This is a genomic window from Hymenobacter sp. (genome assembly GCF_036388155.1).
GTDB lineage: Bacteria > Bacteroidota > Bacteroidia > Cytophagales > Hymenobacteraceae > Hymenobacter.
In genome coordinates, this window is the sequence record NZ_DASVSI010000035.1 from 85,020 (window position 1) to 105,522 (window position 20,503).

A 20,503-nucleotide genomic window follows, 5' to 3' on the forward strand; every position below is an offset into this window, starting at 1 on the left:
ACCAACCCGATTGGTGGCCTAACGGCGCTGGCGAGTTTTCGGCTGCCAACCCACGCTCGCCAAAACCAGCAATATTTGCCTGCGTTTACTCCCTGCACTTGATTCCTTCTCCTATGCCGACTTATTCTTATCCCGTCAGCGACAAGCAGCAGGCTCGCACCGTGACCGAGCCCCGGTTTGAGCCTGAACTGTCCGGCAACGAGCACCAGTTGTATGTGGACTTTGATAAGGTGCGTGATACCGAATTCGCCTCCAAAGTGTTTTTCCCCTTTGGCATCGATACGGATACGAACCGCTTGGAAGCGCCAACCGATGACTACATCAAAATCATCTGCTCGGGGCATTTGGGCTGTGGCAAAACCACGGAGCTAAAGCGGCTGCACAGCGAGCTAAACGACCCGGACCGGTACTTTTCGATTTTCCTGAGCATTGAGGAAGAAACGGAGTACGGCTCCTTTCAGCCCGAAGACCTGTTTGTCTGGATTCTGGTGAAGCTGGTGGAGGCGATTGAGGAGCGAGGCATTCCAACGGGCCATTCCGATTTCGAGGCCCTGACCCGGCAGCTGGTGACCACCGAAACCATCGAGACGGAAACCAAAACCCGGCGCGGGGCCGAGGGCAGCGCCGAAACCAGCGGGGGCTTCAACCTGCCGGGCTTTTTCAAGGTGAAGGGTACCGCCAAGGCCGTGCTGGCGAGCGACAACACCACCGCCCGCAAAATTCGGGAGGAGGTAAAGAAAAACCCGCTCGATATCATCCGCAAAATCAACGCAGCGCTGGTGGCCATGCGCCAAGCTGTACACGAAGCCGGGCAAGGGGCCGACATTCTGTTCATCATCGACGGCTCAGAAAAGCTGCGCTTCGAGGTGTACGAGCACCTGTTCATCCAGAACGCCAACCTGCTGCAAAGCCTGAGCTTGAACATGCTCATTGCGGTACCCATCAACGCCTATTACAAGATTGAGGCGGTGCCCAGCCAGAACTTCTCCGACAGCCTCATCATCCCGATGATAAAGCTGACCGGTCCCGACAGCCCCGCCAACCGCCTGTTCAAAGAGGTGATTGAGCGCCGCATCCAGGCCGACCTGTTTTTTGAGCCGGGCGTGCTCGATGAGTGCGTACGCTACTCGGGCGGCTGCATCCGGCAGTTGCTGCGCATCGTGAACGGCGTGATAAAAAAGGCGCTGGGCAAGCGAGCCTCGCTGGCCCAGGCCCGGGAGGCCATCCGGGCCGAAGGCAATTCCCTCAACCAGGTTATCACCAGCAAGCACATCGAAGTGCTGAACCGGGGCCTTACCACCCTACGGGCCAGCGACCCCGAGGTGCGCGAGATGCTGCTGCAACTAGTGCTGCTGAAATACAACGGTCACTTTGAGCTAAACCCCCTGCTGGACGGCATCGTGACGCTGCCCGCGGCCCCCGTTACCCCATGAGCCCCGCCGCCCCCTCCGACCTGCCCCCCTACGACGAGGCGGCCACCTTCGACGAGCTGGTGTTTGCTTTGGGCCAGCGTGACCAGCCCACCGTGGCCTTGGTGGAGTGCGCCAGTCTAGCCAAGCGTAGCGAGCTGGAAGCGCAAATGGCCGAGCGCATGCCCGAGTACCAATTTCGCGTCCTTGACGTGACGCCCTACCAGGTCACGTCGCTGCTGCAGACCTTGAACGAACATCTGCCGGAGGAAGTCAAAACCTCGCCGGCCGTGACTTATCTGGTGAACGTGCACGGCTTGGAAAACAGCCGCTACCTGAGCCAGGATGGGCAACTAGTGCCTTCGCCCCTCACCGCCCAGCTCAACCTGGAGCGGGAGCTGCTTTTCCGCAGCGTGCCCTACCTCATCGTGCTCTGGGGCGATGCCGACTTCTTCCGCACCCTGCAACGCGAGGCCCCCGACTTCTGGCACTGGGTCACCTACCGCTTCCGCTTCGAGGACCACACTGCCCGGCCCGTGGCGGAGTTGCCGCCTTTGCCGCCCGAGCGCCTGCCGGGCCGGGGCAACGTGCCCGAGCGCCAAGCCCGCATCGCAGATTTAAAAGAGCGCTACGACCATTTGGCACTCGACGACAGTGATAAGAAGCGGCTGTTGAAAGATAAAATTGATATTCTGAGCTTGCTGGGGGCTGAGTATACGCAGGCTTTCCTATATAAAGAAGCGGAGCAGTCGTACAAGTCAGCTATTGCGCTGCAAGAAAGATTGCGAGAAGATGACGAGTCGAAGGGCGGATTGTGGTTTGAACTGGGATATGTATATCTCTGCCAAGAACAGTTGCCAGAAGCGCTGGATGCTTATGAGCGGTGTAAATCCTTGACATCAAGAATGAATACGGGGGCCATATTTCATCAACTCGGACGAGTGTATCAGGAGCAGCAGCAATGGGATTTAGCACTGGAGAACTACCAACAATCAGCAAAGTGGGAGCAGCAAGCAGGTGATGAGCTTGAAGTTGGCAAAGCATATCACAGCATCGGTATGCTCTATGAAGAACAGCAGCAATGGGCACTGGCCTTAGACAACTACCGTAAGGCGTTGGAATGGAAACTACGTTCAGGTAATGATTCTACAATCGGTAGCACATATCACCAAATAGGAATAACTTACCAAGAACAGAACCAATTGGCGCTAGCTTTAGAAAATTACCAGCAAGCACTTGATTGGAAGCAACGCACAGGTAACGAATTTGGGATAGGTGGGACCAGCTTTCAGTTTGGACAAGTTTATAGCCAGCAACATCGGTTTGCGGAAGCAATTCAATGGTACGAGAAAGCAGTCGCTTGTTTTATCAAATACGGCGACCCCTTTCTTGCACACGCCGAAGCGGTTCTAGCCGATGTACGACAACTTGAACAAGCAAGCCGCACAGCGGCGGCAGCCATTACAAGAAAAAAGATAGAAATTTCGGCTCATCCTAATGCCAAAAAGGGGCAGTTAAAACAAGGGAATTACATAGCCAAAAGCAAAACGAAACCTGGTAGGAAAAAATGACGGCAACGAAAGTTTCCTACCACTTTTGGTAGAGAAATTTCGTCGACAGCAACTTTTCCTACCACCCCATGCCGCCCCCCTATTCCCCCGCGACCCGCTGCTCACGCGGCTGCGGCGCTACTTCGGCATCTCGCAGGAGGAACTGGCCCGCTACCTGGGCGTGAGCGGCCCCCAACTGAGCCGCCTCGAAACGGGGCAGCGAGGCTTTGCTGCTGATGTGGCCGAGCCGCTGGACGCCCTACTGCAACTGCTGCCCGCCACTGCGCCCCCAGCCGACGCGGCCCCTGGCCCTGATGACCTGGCTGCCCCCGACCCCGTACCTCTCGAAGCCCGCCTGGACTATTGCCGGCACCACGCCCGCCGATTGCGCCGGGTCCTGCGTCCGCTTGAGGACCAGGCCGTATGTGCTGCCCGCTGGCGAGCTGCCCTGCCTGTGTTGCGTGCTGGCCTGCCTCCCGACCCCGACGACGAGCCGCCTCCCGTCTCAGCTGGTGCGGTTCCCGTTGGGCGCTGGGCGGCGTTTTTGGTGTGGTACCGCTGGCGCTGGTTGGAGGAGCGCCCCACCGCTCTGCCTCCCGACCAGGCCGCCCGCTACCACTTGCTGCGCCTGCAAGCCGAAGCCCTCGAAACCGAAGCCGACGCACTGGCACGCCTGCTAGCCGAGCCGTCCTAAGCGCGGGGTGCGGCCAAGCGTTGAAGAAAAAACACCTCCTAGCTGTATAGTCCCAGGGTGAGCTGGGTGGGGTCGCGGATAAAGATAGCGGGGTTGAGGAGGCACTGCTGGCAGATGAATTCGTGCGGGGTTTTGCCGCGCAGGCGCTTAAGACGTTTCCCGTGGTTATAGGCCAGCAAAAAGGCTTGCAGGTGCTCGTTGAGTTGGGCCGTGTTCTGGTGGTGGTAGCGCTGCACGGTCGCCTCTTGCAGGGTGCGGTTGAAGCGCTCGACCTGCCCGTTGGTCCAGGGGTGCGCGGGTTGGGTAAAGCGGTGCTCGATGCCGTGCTCGTCGCACACGCGGTCGAAAATGTGCCGCCAGGCGTACACCTGGTGCGGCATATTGCCGAACTGGGCACCGTTGTCGGTCAGTACTTTATGCACCTTGTAAGGGATGGCGGCCAGCACCCGGCGCAGAAAGTCGGCCGCCAGCATTTTGGTGGCCCGGGGCTGTAATTCGGCAAAGGCCAGTTTGCTGGTGCGGTCGATGGCCACGAATAAGTAGACCCGGCCTTGTTCGGTGTGGACTTCGGCAAAATCAACGTGCAAGTAGCCAACCGGATAGTCCTTGAATTTCTTTTTCTTTTCCGCTGGCTCTGGAGCCGGCAGGCGACTGATGCCGTGGCGCTGGAAGAGGCGGTGCAGGGCCGAGCGGGAGAGGTGGGGGATGGTTTCCTGCAACGCATACAGGCAGTCATCGAGCGGCAATTGCGTGTGCTCACGACAGGCCACGGCAATGGCCTCCTGCTCGGCTGTGAGCACCGTGGAGGCCGGTTTGGGCCCCATTGGCGCGTCCGCCGTCGTGGCCCGGCCACGCCACTTGGCGACCGTTTTGAGGGTGATGCCGTGGCGGGTGGCTAAGCTTTGTAGGCTTTCCGGACTTTGTTGGATAAGGCGCCGTATTGCCGGAGTGGTCCGGGCGCTGCCGTGAAGTACTTGTCCCATAAGTGCTGGCGAAGTTCGCTGGTAAAGACCACACCACTACTCTCTGGGACTATACACCTAGGAGGTGTTAACAGTAAGTATTATGTTTGGGCATGGAGTATTTGCTGACAGCTGGGCAGTGGGGGCGGATTGCGCCCCTACTGCCGGGGCGGGAAGGGACGAAAGGCGGCCGGGGCCAGGACAACCGGCGCTTTGTGGAAGCGGTGCTGTGGCTGGCGCGCAACGGCTGCCGGTGGCGGGCCTTGCCGGCCGCGTGGGGCAACTGGCACACCACGTACACGCGCTTCCAGCGCTGGACCGCCTCGGGCGTGTGGGCCCGGGTGCTGGCCGCCGTGCAGCAAGACAACGACTTGCACACGCTGCTGGTGGACTCGACGACCGTGCGGGCCCACCAGCACGCGAGCGGGGCACGCAAAAAAACGGCCCCCAAGCCCTCGGCCGCAGCCGCGGCGGGCTGACCAGCAAGCGGCACGTCGTCGCCGATGCCCGGGGCCGCTTGGTGCGCTGCCGGCTCACGGCCGGCCAGCGCCACGACGCCCCGCAGGCCCTGCCACTGCTCGAACGCCTGGCCCCGGTCTACCTCATCGCGGACCGGGGCCACGATTCCGACCCGCTCGTGGCCGTCTTGGCCGCCCGCGGCACCTGTGCCGTGATTCCGCGCCGGCGCCCGCGCCGGCACCCGCGCGCCTACGACGCCATGCGCTACGCCCAACGCCACCCCGTCGAGCGGCTCTTCAGCCGCCTCAAGCAGTTTCGCCGCGTGGCCACCCGCCATGACAAGCTCGATGCGCATTTTTTAGCCTTTGTGCACTTAGCCGCAACCGTCCTCTGGCTGCGTGACTGTTAACACTTCCTAGTTCAAATCCAGCCCGAAAAGCACCCCAAACCACGGTTTGTGCCGGTATACCCAGTACGGCCCGTCGGGGCCCATGAGCTGGTCGATGCCCGCCGCTACCCCAATGTTGAAGGCCCGCGCGTCGTAGATGGCGGCCAGGCCCCCGTGCAGCACCAGCCCTTCGTACTCGGCAATGTTGGCCCGCTGGCGGGTCACATCGGGGTTGACGATGGTGGACCCTGCTCCCACGAAAGCCCCATAGCCAATGCCCGTGGCCCGGATGTGCGGCGTGGCTCCGAACGGCGTGCTGCGCTTGGTGCGCAAGGAGTAAAAGTCGAGCCGCCGCCCCACATAAATCGCCGCATTGAAGTTGGTGTTGAGCTGCACGGGCACCCCACCCCGCGGCGGCCGCACCTTAAACGGGATGGTGAACACGTCGAGGTCGAGCCGGCGGCGCAAGAGCAGCACCCGTTCGTTGGGCTGCAGCCGGTAGCGGTAGGTGAGGGGCGCGTCGGCGCTGGAGGGAGGCGTCAGCAGCAACGTGTCGGCCCGCTGCTGCACGTAGAACTGCCTGCCCGCGTGCAGGGCCGCCACCAACGAGTCGGGGGACTCGCGGCGCACCAGCCGGTAGTGGTCATCGTCGAGCCGGCCCACGTTGCCAATCACGGCGCAGCCCGCCAGCCCGCCGAGGGCCAGTGCCAGGCAGATAAGCAGCAGGCCAAGCTTCGGTGCGTTGCTCATAGGGGGTCAAATCCAATTCTTGCGCTTGAACCACACGTAGATAGCCGCCGCGATGACCACCATGCTCACCATCACACCGGGGTAGCCCCATTTCCAAGTCAACTCCGGCATGTAGTTGAAGTTCATGCCGTAAATGCCGGCAATGAAGGTGAGGGGCAGGAAGAAGGCCGAAAACACCGTTAGCACCCGCATGGCCTCGTTGGTGCGCTGCGAAGAGAGCGAAAGGTACAGGTTCATCAGGTTGGTGGCCGCACCGTCGAGCTGCTGGTAGAGCGTTTCCACTTTGGTTTGCAGGTCCTGCGTGTCCTGCATGAGCATGGCATCGGCCGTGCCGGCGGCGGTTTGCCGGCGCAGCATGGTCAGGATGTCGCGCGTGAGCATCAGCAGCTGCCGGGCCACGGAAGCCTTGCGCTTCAGAAAGTACAGGCCCTGCAGCGCGTTGGGTACTTCCTTTTTGAGGAAAATTTCGGCCTCGTAGTCGTCCAGCTCCTTAGTGAGGGCCAAGGCCGGCTGCACGAAGCTGTTGAGGGCATAGCGCGCCAGGTGAATGCTCACTTCGGCCGGTGTCGTGCATTCCTGGCCCGGCGCCAGGGCCACGTTTTTCAACTCGTTCAACACCGGATGGGCGCGCCGGTGCACGGTAATCAGGTAGTCTGCGGTGTAGAACACCGCAATTTTGGTGGTCACCTCTTGGATGGTATCGGCCTCGGTGGTTCGGGGTGTGGCGTACACCCGCAGAATCACGAAGTTCAGCCCGTTGGTGGCTTCGAACTTGGGCAGGTGGGTGGGTTCCAGGCAGTCACGTACCAAGGCATCGGGCAGGTCGTACTGCGCGGCCACGGCCTGCAGTTCACCTGCTTCCGGGTTGGTGATGTCGAGCCACGTAAAGTGACAATTCTGCTGGGCAATGAGTTGTTCAGTCATAAGAAGCAGTTTGGCGGCAAGCCACACAAGCAGGCAGTTAACGGGGCCGCGAATCTGGATTCTAAAACCGCGCTGCGTTAGCCGGTACTGCTGCGGCGGGTGTTCCTGCCGCCACCGATGAGGGCTCAATCAGACGCGGCCACGACTGCCGCCCAGAAAAAATGGCATCGTCACGGCAAGCTAGAGCAGCGTCCCGTTGAGCACCGCCGTGGCCACCGAGAAGTAAATGATGAGGCCCGTCACGTCCACTAGGGTGGCCACAAAAGGAGCCGAAGCCGTAGCCGGGTCAAGGCCCAGACGCTTGAGCAACATCGGCAGCATGGCTCCGGCCAGGGCGCCCCACAGCACAATGCCGAGCAGCGAAAAGCCCACCGTCACCGAAATTAGTTTCCAGTACGGCCCGAAATAACCGGGGTCCACCACGGTGGCCCACAGCACGATGCGTAGGGAACCCACCACCCCCAGAATCAGGCCCAGCAGCAGCCCCGACTGCAGCTCGCGCCGCATCACCAGCCACCAGTCGCCCAGCCGAAACTCGCCCAGGCTCATGGCCCGGATGATAATGGACGTGGCTTGCGAGCCAGCATTGCCGCCAGCCGAGATGATAAGCGGGATAAACAGGCCCAGCACCGCCGCTTTCGCCAGGTCGTCCTCGAAGTGGTGCATGGCCGAGGTGGTGAGCATTTCGCCGATGAGCAGAATAACCAGCCAGCCGGCCCGCTTCTTCACCATGCCCCAAATGGAGGTGGCCAGGTACGGCTCGTCGAGGGCTTCGGAGCCGCCCAGCTTCTGCATGTCCTCGGTGTCTTCCTGCTCGCGAATGCTCAGGATGTCGTCAATCGTCACGATGCCCAGCAAAATGCCCTGGTCGCTGACGACGGGCAGGGCGTTGCGGTCGTTGCGCCGAAACACGTCGATGGCTTCTTCCTGGTCTTGGTCGGCGGTGAGCTGCACGAAGCGGCGGTCCATCAGGTCGCGCACCCGGGCCGTGGGCGCCGACAGCAAAAACTCCCGAATGCGGATGTCGTCAATCAGCACGCCGGCGTTGTCGGTGACGTAGAGCATGCTCAGCGTTTCGGACTGGCCGCCGTGCTGGCGAATGTAGTCGAGCACCTGCTGCACGGTCCACGTCTCGCGAATGGCGATGTAGTCGGGCGTCATCAGGCGGCCCACCGATTCTTCGGGGTAGCCCAGCAGCTGCAGGGTCACCCGGCGCTCTTCTTCCGACAGGCTCTGCACCAACTCGGCTACGAAGTTGGCGGGCAGGAATTCGAGCAGCGTGGTGCGGTCGTCCGGCGACATCTGGTTGAGGATGTCGGCCATCTTGTCCTGGGCCAGGTTATCAAGAAAGTGCTTCTGCACTTCCAGGTCCAGGTATTCAAACACTTCCGTGGCCAGCTTCAACGGCAGCAGCCGGAAGATGATGAGCTGCTCTCGTTCGTCTTCTTCCTCAATAAGCGCCACCAGTTCCGACGGCTGAAAGTCGCGGAGCACCTGCTTCAGCTTGAAAAATTCGCCCTCCTGAATCAGGGACGTGATGGTTTCCACGGTCTGCGGCTGCATGAAAAGAGGGGGCGGGAGGTGCTTCGCTAGGCAAGCGGGGTTGAGAGAAAAAACAGGCCCCACAAAAGTAGGGCTAAAGGATAGCTTCGCGGCAAGAATCCTCGTTAAGGATGAGGGTTGGACATGGCATCTCTACCGAAATCCTCATCTTGCCCCTTCAACTACGTAATTTATGACGGTTGCTGCTGACTCATCCGTTGCCTCGCCCCGCGGCACCCTGGTGGTGCTTGGGGGCGGCGACGACGACCCTCTCTTGGCCCGCCTAGCTGCTATGCTGCCCGGTCCGGAAGCGGCCATCGAAGTGCTTACCACGGCCACGCGCCGCCAGCCTGCTCGTACTGCCGCGGCCTACGCCCACGCCTGGCACCAGCTGGGCCGCCCGCACGTGCGTCACTTGCAGGTAGATGAACGCAACCCCGCCGACGACCCGGCCACCCTCATGCGTTTGCGCCGGGCCTCGCTGGTTTTCATGAGCGGCGGCGACCAGGAGCGCCTCACCGATTTCCTGCTGGGCACCGAGTTTCTGGCGCTGCTCAAGCACAAGTACCAACAGGACGAAGGCTTCATCATTGCCGGAACCAGCGCCGGGGCCTCGGCCGTGGCCGAATTCATGCTGGTGGACGGCTATGGCTGGCGCAGCCTGTTGGGCGGCCGCATCGAGGTAAAGCCGGGCCTGGGCTTGCTGCCGGGCGTGTTGCTCGACCAGCACTTTGCCGAGCGCGCCCGCTATCCGCGCCTACTGCACGCGGTGCTGGCCCAGCCCACGCTGCTCGGCATCGGCCTGAGCGAGGAAACGGGCCTCATCGTGCGCCCCGACCAGCCCATTGAAGTATTTGGCGAGGAAGCCGTGGTGGTCATCGATGCCGGGCAAACCACCCACAATAACTTGCCGGAGCTGGCCGACGGGCGGGTCATCAGCGGGCACAACCTGTGCCTGCATATCCTAATCGCAGGCCAGCAGCTTGACTTGGCCACGCGCAAGGTGCAGAGCTAGTTGGGCACCAAACCGCCCTACCTTTGCGTTGATGCCGCGATAATCTTCTGTGCGATTCAATGCGTAATTCTCGTTTGTGGCTGCAGCCGCTACGCTTTTTCGGTTTGTTGGTGGTGATGCTCACGCTGTTGCCGTGGGCTTGCACCCGCAAGGCTATTTCCTTCAACAGCAGCCCGGAAGAGCCGGTGGCCCTGGCGCCCGACACCCTTACCCGCACCAGCGACACCCTGGGAGGCAAGCCTTCGCTCAGCACCGCCCGCAAAGTGGTGCTCACCGCAGAGCAGGAAAAAGCGGCCAAGGATGCCGACAAGGATGCCCAGCGCAAGTCCAAGAAAAAGAAGAAAAACATCTTTCTGGGCGAGAAAATCAAGAAGGCTTTCACCAAAACCGGTCCCAAGGGGCGCAACCAGAAAATTGCGATTTTCTACTTCCTGAAGTCCCCCGCACTTCTGAACGATTACGCACCGGCCCACTACTACTACGACACCAAGAAGCACAAAATCCTGAAGCTGGCCGAGATTCAGGAGGACCTGTCGACCCTGAAGATTATGCACGGGCCCTACAAGTTGCTGCAGAACGGCAAAGTGCTCGAAACCGGCTATTACGCGTTGGGTACCAAGCACCTGCGCTGGGAAACCTTCGATAGGAACGGCGTGCTCCTAGCCAAGACGCATTACGAAATGGGGTTCCCCCGCGACGCCAACGTGAGCTACTACGGCGAGGACCGTTCTAAAATCAACGAGGTGGTGCCCTACGTGAACGGCAAGCTGGAGGGCGACTACGCCAAGTTCAACGTCAACGGCCAGCCCGAATGGCGGGGCCAGTTTGAGAACGGGCGCAAGGTGGGCGTGTGGGCCAAGTACTGGGGCTTCCGCGGGCGGCGGCGCTACGAGTACCGATACGCCGAGTCGGGCTACGACCCGGAAGTGAGCGAGCCGGAGCTCATCCGCGAGTACAACCGCAACGCCACGCTCATCTACGACAAGGAAAAGAACATCGACAAGCGCGGCCAGCCCGAAGCCGAAGACCGCCCGGGCATGCGCCGGCCCGTGCCCCGCGCGGCCCCCAAAGCCACGCCGAGACGGTCGAAGTAGAAGTCTGGCCAGAGGTGGCGCCACTCTCAGCAGAAGGCGTCTTCAAAGTGTTCGAGGCGAAATCCCTGCCCGAGCAGCGTCACGGCCACGATGTCAAATCGAATGTCGCCGCGCCAGTCCAGCTCCTCCTGCAAATGAGTGGCCGCCAGCCGGAATAGCTCCTTCTTTCGCGCCGACACAAAGGTTTCGGGCGAACCGAACTGGCTGGAGGAGCGGGTCTTGACCTCCGCAAACACTAACAGGCTAGTCCCCTGCCGCAGCACCAAGTCAACCTCCGCTCGGCCGTGCCGGTAGCTGCGCGCCAGCACCTCGTAGCCTTGGGCAACGAAGAAGTCCGCGGCGGCTTGCTCGCCGGCCTGGCCTAATTGGTGCGGTGCGTGGGGCATCTAGGAATTTGTGAGTTGCGCTTGTCACGGGTGGGCTTCGATAGCCTTGATACGCGTTTTCTCCGAGGCACTCCAAGACGAGAATCGTTTCTTAAGCTTCAGAAAATTTCTCTCGATATAAGTATAACTTAACCAACCAATTATAATGCTGGCGATAAAAGAAATCAAAGTCTGAACTATAATAACCTGGTAGAGATGCGTGTTGAGCTTAAGAATATCCAGTACTTTATTAACCACATAAATACACATGAAGTGCAACATATATAAACTATATGTATATAAACCTAATTTAGAAAAATTCTTAAAATTAGAGACTTTATAAAAAGAGTTAGTTGAATAATTTTGCTCCACTATTATGAACGCAAAAAATACACATAACAAGCTACGACTGAATATTGCAAAGAAAAATGACAATTCATTAAGATTATACATTGAAAAGGTAAATACGATACCTGAGATATACACTAGCACTATACTTAATTGGCTGAGGTTACACAGGAAATTTCGCAATTTTTCTGAGTTGAAAATTCCGTAGGCCCACCAGCCCCCCATGGCTAAATCAGCCATGCAGACAAAAGGGCTCGACCATTGTAGTGAACCATCGGGTGAATACGACACAAACTAGGTGGGGATTGAGATGGCAATAATCAATGGAAACAGAAATTTGTAAAAGCGGGGCGAAGTAAGGCTAAAAATAATGGGCCAAACCAAATAAAACTGCTCTTCTACTGCAATAGACCACAGTACACCTAGAACGGCCGAAGTCGGTTTTACATCAAAATTGCCGATGAACGCTAGGTAATAAATCAAATGCCCTTTTTCCGGAGTAGGCTGCCCTAATAAGCTTTGGACAGTAGGCACAACTACAAACCCAATAAAAACTACTAGATAGTACAGCGGCCATATCTTAAGAATGCGGCGTATGTAGAATGCCAGAATATCTATCTTATTGGAATTAGCCTGTTCCTCAAGCAACAAATACGTAATAAGAAAACCGCTGAGGACGAAAAAAAAATTTACGCCTAGTACGCCGGTATATGCAATATGCTTTAACAGAATAAATGCCTCATTATTCCTGATGTAATCAAATTCAGCCCAGAAGCTATGCGCAAAAAAGACAGCTAGAAAGGCAAAAAATCTTAAGCCATCTAGATTGGGAAAATACATCCTGTTTCTCATAACTAGTGCAACTAAAAAATTCTTTTATAAGCAATTGAACTTATAAAACGAGGGGTTAATAGCTTAGCATAAAGGTTATTTGTAGCAGCTTCAATCTATTGGAACAATGCATATGTATTATATTAAGTTTTGATAAGTATATTTATATTAAACTACTTTGGTTATGCTGCGGGTGCTGCGCAAACAACTGCGCAAGTTAGCTAACTATGGGAGATGGCCCCAATGGCCGAGCAAAGGCAATACTTACGCAGGTTAGTACCTTTGCGTCCCGTTTCATCAACCCGCGCTCATGGCCTCTTCCGTAGAACAGTTTCCCGCCCAGCTGCGCGACGCCACCCCGGCCGAAGCCACGCCGGCCGTGCCCAACCGCGCGGTGCAGGTGCAGCGCCTGGGGCTGGTAGATTACGTACCCACGTGGCAGCTGCAAGAAGCGCTGATGGACGCCACCCTGGCCGTAAAGGTGCAAAACCGCCAGGCCGAAACCACCGGCGCCCGCCCGCTGCCCACGCCCAACCACCTGCTGCTCTGCGAGCACCCGCATACCTACACCCTGGGCAAAAGCGGCAAGCCCGAACACCTGCTCCTCGACGAAGCTGCCCTGGCCGCGCACGAGGCCAGTTTCCACCGCATCAACCGCGGCGGCGACATCACCTACCACGGGCCGGGCCAGCTCGTCGGCTACCCCATCCTCGACCTCGACAATTTCCGGCCCGACATCCACTGGTACCTACGCACCCTGGAGGAAGCCGTCATCCGCACCTTGGGCGAATACGGCTTGAACGCCGGCCGCATTCCCGGCCTCACCGGCGTGTGGCTCGACTGGGAGGCCGACGCGCCCAACGCCCGCAAAATCTGCGCCCTCGGCGTGAAGTGCAGCCGCTGGGTCACGCTGCACGGCTTTGCCTTGAACGTACACCCCGACCTCACGTATTTCGGCCACATTGTGCCCTGCGGCATCACCGACAAAGCGGTTACCTCGCTCGCCCAAGAACTGGGAAGCGGCGCTGCGGTCTCGGTAGGTGAGGTACAAGAACGCCTCCTGCCTCACTTGTTAGAACTACTTGGTGCCCAGGAAGTAGAGCTGCCAACTGTCCGCTCGACTAAATAGAAAGCGCTTAACGGCGAAAAGTTGATTAGTAGATGAAACAAGACATTTCTTTTGACCCGGTAGAAGGCGTTTCGGTGGCCGTCATTCCCGACGCTGAAGCCCAAACGCCCGAAGGCCAGTCCGTCTGGCAAGTGTATTTGCTCAACCACAACGCCTTTCCGCTCACCAACGTCATCGTCAACGCCAACGGCTACGGCCAGCAGGAAGATGGCGAGAAGGTCCGCACGTCCACCCTGCGCTACTTATTCGAGGAGGTGCCGCCCCGCACCGCCGTGCCCATCGAAATCATCGACCCGGCGCTGTTTCACCTCAACAATCAGTACTGGGTGAGCTACTACCGGGGCCCCCAAATTTTCGATAAGAAATTCATTTTCGTGCCCGATTCCATCGTGCCCGACAATTTCACCCACATCGCCCTGCTCGACCAGCTGGGCGTGTTGCACGGCTAACCCTTGCCGGCGGCGCCGCTGCCGGGCTTTGTGTTCTCCATAACTTATTTTCTATGTCTCATTTCGATATTCCGCTAGGCCTGTCCTGGATGTGGGCGATGCTGGTGTCGCTGTTCGCGGTGCCCTCCATCATCTACATCGCCCACCTCAAAAACATGCTCGACACTCCCAACGGGCGTACCGTGCACCAGTCGCTTACGCCGCGCTTGGGCGGGGTGGCGGTGTTCGCGGGCTTTATGTCGGCCCTCACCATTTTTGCGCCCCTCCAAAACGGCGTCAAAGAACTGCTGGCGGGCTGCATCATCCTGTTTTTTGTGGGATTGAAGGACGACTTAGTGGGCATGTCGGTATCGAAAAAATTTGTGGGCCAGCTCTTGGCCACCGGCATCGTGATGATAATGGCCGATATCCGCATCACCAGCTTTCAAGGCATTTTGGGCATCGGCACCTTGCCCGTTGGCATCAGCTATGCCTTCACATTGGCGGTCATCGTCGGCATCACCAACGCCATCAACCTAATCGACGGCCTCGACGGCCTGGCCGGAACCATCGTGCTAATTATCTGTGGTACATTCGGTTATTACTTCTACATGTACGGTGGCCCAAGCTATAGCAACTACGCCTTTGTTGCCATTTGTCTCATAGGAGGACTGTTGGGCTTTCTGCGATACAACTTTCATCGCGCCCCCATTTTCATGGGCGACACCGGCTCCTTGGTGTGCGGGTTCATCGTATCGGTGCTGTCCATTCAGTTCATTGAAATGGGGTTGCGGGTGGGGCAGCCCTTTGCCTCATCGGCCCCTTCGGTAGCCGTCGGCATCTTGTTCGTGCCCTTGTTTGACACGCTCCGCGTTTTCCTGTTGCGTATGCTGGCCGGCCGCTCGCCCTTCTCGCCCGACAAGAACCACATCCATCACCGCATTTTGGCCATGGGTTTTCAGCAAATCAGCACCGTGTTGCTGCTGGGCTTGCTCAATGTGCTGGTCACGCTGTTCGTCATTCATTTCGCTTACATCGGCAACACGCTGATTATCGTTGCGCTGGTGGGTTTTTCGGTTGCCCTGAGCATCTTCTTTGGGGTGTACCAGAGTCGGATTTCGCGTCGGCAATTGCTAGCTTCCGAAAGCAGCCGTTAACTATCGCATGGCACGCAGGAATTCGGTTGGCCTGTTGCGGCTCCTTCTCCTGGGCTCGGTGTTGCTTGCAACTGCCGTGCTGTGGCCCGTCGAGGCCAGCGAGTACCGCCAGTTGCCGCCGGCTGCGCCCGCGTCCCTTTCAGCCGATTGGCTCATTCACGACGTCGCGCGTAATCGCCTCATCTTCTATCTGCCTGGCTACCATCAGCCGGCGCACGTGTATTATCAATGGGTGCGGGTCGGGCGCACCCAGCCTTTTCCGCTTTCTTTCGCCGCCCAACCGGGGCTGAGCTTGTTCATTGACAACCAGCTGGTTTTTACTGCCCAAGCGGCTACTACCTATTCAGTAGATTTGGCGCAGCTCCTGCCGCCTCAGCTGCCCACGGGCGCGCATTTGCTGGCCGTGTGGCAGCCCGACGGCTCGCCGGCGTTGGCCTCGTTCTCCGGCTCGGCTGTTGCCAGTAACGCTTCGGGTCAGCCGTTGGCCCAAGTAGGGTGGGCGTTGCCTCGGCTTCCGGGGCCTCAAGGCCAGAACGTATACCTGGGGTTTCTGCTGGTGTTGGGGCTGGCCTATGGCGCTGTGCGCACCACCTACCAGTCCGGCCTGGCCCGCATCTTTCAAATCGAGGAGTTGTTTGGCAACGGCAGCGACCAGCAGGCATTTCTCATCAAGCCGGCCTTCACCTTGCTCAACCTGCTGCTGGTGCTGCTGTTTGCCTTGTCGTTTGCGCTGCTCCTGACGGCCATTCACACCGACCTGCAAAACCTGCCGCTGCTGCGCCGTTTTTTCAACGTGCCCGAAACCGCTATCGTAGCCAGGGTGTTGCTCTACACAACCATCATCACGGTCTTCGTATTCGGGAAGTACGTGTACGTTGGGCTGATGAGCTACATTTTCGGGCTGCAATCACTCATCGACGTACAGTACCGTGAGTTTTTGCGCACCACGCTTTTGGCCGGATTGTTTTTGCCGCTGGTCCTTCTCCTGTACCTCAGCCTCAACAGTAGTTATCCGCAAGCAGTGGCTTGGTCTGCCAGTTCAGCAATTGGCGTGGTGCTGGTGGGCACGGTGCTGCGCGTCGGCCGCACCTTGCACCAGCATGCTTCGCTGCTGAATCTGCATTTGTTTGCCTACCTTTGCGCTACTGAAGTATTGCCTTTACTGGTTTTACTTAAACTTATTGTCTTTACATACTGATAAGCATTTCTGACGCATTTGCTCCAGCTCATACTAAGCTTCTTATTGTCCTAGCATTACCCTTTTTTTTCCTGTATGGCCGAGAGTGCAGATAAGCCGGGGACAGGCCGGCATGCCAAGCGCATCAGTAGTATCCTGGTTACCCAGCCCAAGCCCACCAACGATGTATCTCCCTACTTCGCCATTGCCGAGAAATACGGCATCAAAGTAGATTTTAGAGAATTCATCGAGGTGCAGCCCGTATCCTACAAGGACTTCAGGCGCGATAAAATCAATATATTGGATTTTACGGCTGTTATTTTTACCAGCCGCAACGCCGTCGACCATTTCTTCCGCATTTGCCAGGAAGCCAAATTGGAGATGCCGGCCGAAATGAAGTATTTCTGCATCTCGGAGCAGACGGCCAACTACCTGCAGAAGTACATCGTGCTGCGCAAACGCAAGCTGTTTGTGGGCGAGCGTACGGCGGCCGACCTATTCGACGTCATCAAAAAGCACAAAGGCGAGAAGTTTTTGTATCCCTGCTCCGACATTCGCAAGGACGACCTGCCGGTGTTTATGCGCGCTAACAACCTCAAGTTTTCAGAGGCCGTTATCTACCGCACTGTGGCCAGCGACTTGTCCGACTTATCGGATGTGAAGTACGACTGCATTGCCTTCTTTAGCCCGTCGGGCATCAGCTCGTTGTTCATCAACTTCCCTGATTTTGTGCAAGATGGCACTCGCATAGCCGCTTTTGGCCCCACCACCGCCAAAGCCGTCATCGACGCCGGTTTGATACTCGATATTGAGGCCCCGCACCCCAATGCGCCGTCGATGACGGGCGCCATCGAAGCGTACATCCGCCGTCATGCCCAGCCAGACGTGGGAAAGACGAATTCGAAAAGTGCGAATCCCAACGTCTGATTACTGTAAACCACTGAAAACCGGCGCCACTCACCAGGGCGCCGGTTTTTTTATGTGAATTTTTTGGAGACCGTTTTTGACTTACATTTGGAAGCCAGTCTTCTCTGTGCGCCCCCACCCCCTCCCTCTTCTTTCTTCAATCATCACCACCCCCTCTCCTATGAAAGGAACGTTACTTGCAACGCTGTGGCTGACTGCCATGGCGGGTTCGGCACTTGCCCAACAGCAACCACAGTTTACCCACTACGGTCTTAACGGAATGTCCCTGAATCCGGCCTATGCAGGCATCAAAGGGCAGGGAGAGGCTAACCTCATTGGGCGCTATCAGTATTACAATTACGGGACGTACGGCGATGCAAATGGCTCGCCCCGCACGGGGATGCTCACCTTATCGCTGCCCATTCTGGCGGTGAGCGGGGGAGTGGGATTATCGGTGTATTACGACCAGGCCGGCATGGCGAAAATGACCAACGCCGCCCTCTCGTATTCGCAGCACATCAAACTCGGCTCGGGCAAACTGGGCATTGGCATTCAAGGCATCTACACCTATCTCGGCAAAGGCACGTACATAGCCATCGACGAAAACGACATAAACGTGCCCCAAGACGCTTCTGACAACAAATTTGACCTGGGCGCGGGCGTGTGGTACGAGTCCCCAAAGTTCTACGCCGGCGTGAGCTTGAACAACCTGATGCGTTCGGAGTATTCCTTCAAAAGCGGCGGCACCGAAGGAACCCCCAGCCAATACCTAGCTGAGAACCACGCCTACTTCACCGCTGGATACAATATCGACGCGACGTCGTCCGTTGTCGTGACGCCCATGGCCCTTGTGAAGGCCGTATTGCCCGGAAACTACTCCAGCATCAGCAAATTTGACAATTTAAAGAACTACTCTTTCGAAGGCGGTGTTCGAGCCACTATTGATGACAAGTACTGGATTGGCGCCAACTACCGCCACGAAGAATCGGTCTCGGGCCTTTTGGGCTTGGGTTTCTCCAAAGACAATAACATCCGCGTTGGCTATGCGTTCGATTTCATCGCATTCAACCAAGACGCCCGGGCCTTTAGCTCGCACGAAATTATGCTCTCCTACCGCTTGCCGAAGCCGGGCCTGGTTACCCGTCCCGCCATCCGCACACCGCGCTATAGCTTCTAATTTTCCTATTTTCTTATTATCCTCATTAGAGGGTCATTATCCTATTTGGTTAGGATAAATTTTAGTCTGACGAAAAAAATATATAGCGGGTTAACCGAGTTTTTTGCGCTATTCAGCGTGTTTAACCGTAATTTGGTGCCGTTAAGAAAAAAACGACTATTGCACCGCATCTTAAAATAGTGTAGATTTGCCAACCCTTCTAAATGTACTTTAGCGGTATCGGCAATTAAAACAGAATTTTTAACTCTCATGAACAAGCTTCTAGCATTATCACTTTTCGCTATTTCCGGGGCATTATTAGGTGGGTGTGGATTTGGCAAGGGACCACAGGGCGACCTGATTGGCTCGGAAGACCGGCCCATTTTTAACCCGCAGGAAGTGCCTTTTGGTATGGTTCCTTGCCCAGGCGGAACCTTCCACATGGGCCAGACCGACCAGGACATTTCGGCTTCCATGGTCAACATGAATAAGCAGGTGACTATCGCCGGCTTCTACATGGACGAAACGGAGATTACCAACAACGAGTACCGCCAGTTCATGGACGCCATCAAACTGGACTCGCTGGATGTGTTGGGCGAAGAGTACGTGATGACGGAGCTGTATCCCGATACCACGGTTTGGGTGCGTGACTTCACCTACCACATGGGCGACCCGCTGTTGGAGTACTACTACACGCACCCCGCGTTCGACGAATACCCGGTGGTTGGTGTTGACTGGTTTGCTGCCAAATATTTCTGCAACTGGCGCACCAAGTTCCGGAATGCGGCGCGCGAGGAAAGCGGTTACGCCAACGACCCCAACTTCCGTCTGCCCTCCGAAGCTGAATGGGAGTACGCCGCTCGCGGTGGTCGCGACCTGGCTACCTACCCTTGGGGCGGTCCTTACTTGCGCAACAGCAAGGGCTGTATGCTGGCTAACTTCAAGCCCGGCCGTGGCGACTACGCTTCCGACGGCTTTGCTTATACCTCCGAAGTAGGCTCCTTCTTCCCCAACGACTTCGGCTTGTATGACATGGCCGGCAACGTGTCGGAGTGGTGCGACGATGCTTACATGGAAGCTTCTGTGCCGGTGGTGTGGGACTTGAACCCCACCAACCCCGACGACAACGAGCCCCGCAAAGTAGTGCGCGGCGGTTCGTGGAAGGACATTGCTTACTTCCTCGAAACGGGCACCCGGAATTTTGAATACCAAGATTCGGCGCGGTCTTACATCGGTTTCCGCTGCTCGATGATTCAGATTGGTATGGGGACTAACAGTTCACTCAACTAATATTTATTAAAACGGCTAACGCCACAATCAACTACCCCCCACACCTTCTTCAACCCCTTTCAAAAAATTAAAATATCATGGCAGCTAAAGGAAGTTTTCTCTATGATTCGCTGATGCCCAAAATTTATGGCATCGGTGCAGCCGTTGTAATTGTTGGTGCATTGTTTAAAATTGAGCACTGGGCCGGTGCTGACATTATGCTAATCGTAGGCTTGGGCACGGAAGCCGTTATCTTCTTCCTAAGCGCATTCCAGCCACAGGCCAAAGAGCACGACTGGTCGTTGGTTTACCCCGAGTTGAACGAAGGCTACGACCCTTCCACGGGCACCAATAATCTCGACACCAGCAGCAAAGGTCTGACGATGAAGTTGGACGACATGCTGAAAAACGCCAACGTTACCCCCGAGGCTATCTCGAACTTGGGCCAGGGCTTGAACCGCCTCAGCACCACCACCTCGCAACTTTCGCAGCTGGGCGAGGCCACCAACGTTACCGACGAGTACACCAAGAAAGTGCGTTCAGCCGCCGATTCGCTGGAAAAAATCAACGTGGCTTACTCCAACACGGTAGATGCTATTTCGGCCATGTCGAACGCCACCTCCGACGCCAAGGAGTACCACATGCAGGTTCAGAACGTGACCAAAAACCTGGGCGCCCTGAACGCTGTGTATGAAATGGAACTGCAGGATGCCAACACGCACCTCAAGTCCATGAACCAGTTCTACGGCACGCTGAGCAAGGCCATGGACAACATGACCCAGGCTGGCAAAGACACCGAGCAGTTCCAGAAGCAAGTGTCGGACCTGACCGGTAACCTGACTTCGCTCAACCGCGTGTACGGCAACATGCTGAACGCCATGCGGGCTCCGGCCCAAGCCTAGTTGCTAGGCAGCAAATTCAGTTCTTCACTCACTATTAGAGGAAACAGA

At 57.3% G+C, this 20,503-nt stretch carries 19 protein-coding genes and 1 pseudogene; 14 read left to right on the plus strand and 6 right to left on the minus strand.

The features are described from left to right. Window positions 1–113: 113 nt before the first annotated feature. Genes VF629_RS05380 through VF629_RS05390 form a run of 3 tightly spaced genes read left to right on the plus strand, consistent with a single transcriptional unit; the run spans window position 114 to window position 3,653 of the window. On the plus strand, window positions 114–1,433 hold the full coding sequence (locus VF629_RS05380; protein ID WP_331057428.1) for a hypothetical protein: 1,320 nt from the start codon (window positions 114–116) through the stop codon (window positions 1,431–1,433). Continuing rightward, entirely contained in the window at window positions 1,430–2,980 is a 1,551-nt protein-coding gene (locus VF629_RS05385; protein WP_331057429.1) for a tetratricopeptide repeat protein, read from the plus strand. The genes VF629_RS05380 and VF629_RS05385 overlap by 4 nt, the downstream gene beginning before the upstream one ends. A 25-nt stretch (window positions 2,981–3,005) precedes the next feature. After that, on the plus strand, window positions 3,006–3,653 hold the full coding sequence (locus VF629_RS05390) for a helix-turn-helix transcriptional regulator (protein ID WP_331057430.1): 648 nt from the start codon (window positions 3,006–3,008) through the stop codon (window positions 3,651–3,653). A gap of 38 nt (window positions 3,654–3,691) precedes the next feature. Here VF629_RS05390 and VF629_RS05395 read toward each other — a convergent pair whose 3' ends face one another. Beyond that, window positions 3,692–4,636: an IS481 family transposase gene (locus VF629_RS05395; protein WP_331057431.1), complete on the minus strand. Its 945-nt coding sequence runs from the start codon at window positions 4,634–4,636 to the stop codon at window positions 3,692–3,694. A 92-nt stretch (window positions 4,637–4,728) separates the two neighbouring features. Between VF629_RS05395 and VF629_RS05400 the strand changes: the two are divergent. Further along, window positions 4,729–5,483, plus strand: a pseudogene (locus VF629_RS05400) (IS5 family transposase). Window positions 5,484–5,489: 6 nt separating this feature from the next. On the opposite strand, the gene VF629_RS05405 reads toward VF629_RS05400, so the two are convergent. The 3 genes from VF629_RS05405 to mgtE all read right to left on the minus strand — a co-directional run bounded on the left by VF629_RS05405 (window position 5,490) and on the right by mgtE (window position 8,699). Continuing rightward, window positions 5,490–6,212, minus strand: a complete 723-nt coding sequence (locus VF629_RS05405) for a hypothetical protein (RefSeq protein ID WP_331057432.1) — start codon at window positions 6,210–6,212, stop codon at window positions 5,490–5,492. A 6-nt stretch (window positions 6,213–6,218) separates the two neighbouring features. Continuing rightward, the gene (locus tag VF629_RS05410) at window positions 6,219–7,136 is read right to left on the minus strand and encodes a CorA family divalent cation transporter (protein WP_331057433.1); all 918 of its coding nucleotides are present in this window, start codon (window positions 7,134–7,136) and stop codon (window positions 6,219–6,221) included. A gap of 180 nt (window positions 7,137–7,316) precedes the next feature. Further along, the gene (gene mgtE, locus VF629_RS05415) at window positions 7,317–8,699 is read right to left on the minus strand and encodes a magnesium transporter (protein WP_331057434.1); all 1,383 of its coding nucleotides are present in this window, start codon (window positions 8,697–8,699) and stop codon (window positions 7,317–7,319) included. A gap of 172 nt (window positions 8,700–8,871) precedes the next feature. Here mgtE and VF629_RS05420 point away from each other — a divergent pair, with 172 nt between their 5' ends. Next, on the plus strand, window positions 8,872–9,693 hold the full coding sequence (locus VF629_RS05420) for a cyanophycinase (protein WP_331057435.1): 822 nt from the start codon (window positions 8,872–8,874) through the stop codon (window positions 9,691–9,693). A 59-nt stretch (window positions 9,694–9,752) separates the two neighbouring features. Beyond that, window positions 9,753–10,787, plus strand: coding sequence for a hypothetical protein (locus VF629_RS05425; RefSeq protein ID WP_331057436.1), 1,035 nt, complete (start codon window positions 9,753–9,755; stop codon window positions 10,785–10,787). Between the two features lie 26 nt (window positions 10,788–10,813). On the opposite strand, the gene VF629_RS05430 is transcribed toward VF629_RS05425, so the two are convergent. Both VF629_RS05430 and VF629_RS05435 read right to left on the minus strand, forming a co-directional pair. Then, entirely contained in the window at window positions 10,814–11,173 is a 360-nt protein-coding gene (locus VF629_RS05430; RefSeq protein WP_331057437.1) for a YraN family protein, read from the minus strand. 621 nt (window positions 11,174–11,794) lie between these two features. Beyond that, window positions 11,795–12,352, minus strand: a complete 558-nt coding sequence (locus tag VF629_RS05435) for an acyltransferase (protein ID WP_331057438.1) — start codon at window positions 12,350–12,352, stop codon at window positions 11,795–11,797. A gap of 289 nt (window positions 12,353–12,641) precedes the next feature. Between VF629_RS05435 and lipB the strand changes: the two genes are divergently transcribed. From lipB to gldL, 8 genes are all read left to right on the plus strand, one after another. Continuing rightward, complete coding sequence (gene lipB / locus VF629_RS05440) at window positions 12,642–13,460, plus strand: lipoyl(octanoyl) transferase LipB (protein ID WP_331057439.1); 819 nt, start codon at window positions 12,642–12,644, stop codon at window positions 13,458–13,460. 32 nt (window positions 13,461–13,492) lie between these two features. Continuing rightward, window positions 13,493–13,909 (plus strand): hypothetical protein, encoded by a 417-nt coding sequence (locus VF629_RS05445; RefSeq protein WP_331057440.1) that lies wholly within the window; start codon window positions 13,493–13,495, stop codon window positions 13,907–13,909. A gap of 53 nt (window positions 13,910–13,962) precedes the next feature. Beyond that, window positions 13,963–15,045: an MraY family glycosyltransferase gene (locus VF629_RS05450; RefSeq protein WP_331057441.1), complete on the plus strand. Its 1,083-nt coding sequence runs from the start codon at window positions 13,963–13,965 to the stop codon at window positions 15,043–15,045. A gap of 58 nt (window positions 15,046–15,103) precedes the next feature. Beyond that, the gene (locus VF629_RS05455; RefSeq protein ID WP_331057442.1) at window positions 15,104–16,243 is read left to right on the plus strand and encodes a DUF4271 domain-containing protein; all 1,140 of its coding nucleotides are present in this window, start codon (window positions 15,104–15,106) and stop codon (window positions 16,241–16,243) included. A 75-nt stretch (window positions 16,244–16,318) separates the two neighbouring features. Beyond that, complete coding sequence (locus VF629_RS05460; protein WP_331057443.1) at window positions 16,319–17,149, plus strand: uroporphyrinogen-III synthase; 831 nt, start codon at window positions 16,319–16,321, stop codon at window positions 17,147–17,149. A 160-nt stretch (window positions 17,150–17,309) separates the two neighbouring features. Then, window positions 17,310–18,305 carry a PorP/SprF family type IX secretion system membrane protein gene (locus tag VF629_RS05465; RefSeq protein WP_331057444.1) on the plus strand — a complete coding sequence of 332 codons (996 nt, stop codon included), beginning with the start codon at window positions 17,310–17,312 and terminating at the stop codon, window positions 18,303–18,305. 249 nt (window positions 18,306–18,554) lie between these two features. Then, complete coding sequence (locus VF629_RS05470; protein ID WP_331057445.1) at window positions 18,555–19,574, plus strand: SUMF1/EgtB/PvdO family nonheme iron enzyme; 1,020 nt, start codon at window positions 18,555–18,557, stop codon at window positions 19,572–19,574. 113 nt (window positions 19,575–19,687) lie between these two features. Further along, entirely contained in the window at window positions 19,688–20,455 is a 768-nt protein-coding gene (gldL, locus tag VF629_RS05475) for a gliding motility protein GldL (protein WP_414653849.1), read from the plus strand. Window positions 20,456–20,503: the final 48 nt, after the last annotated feature.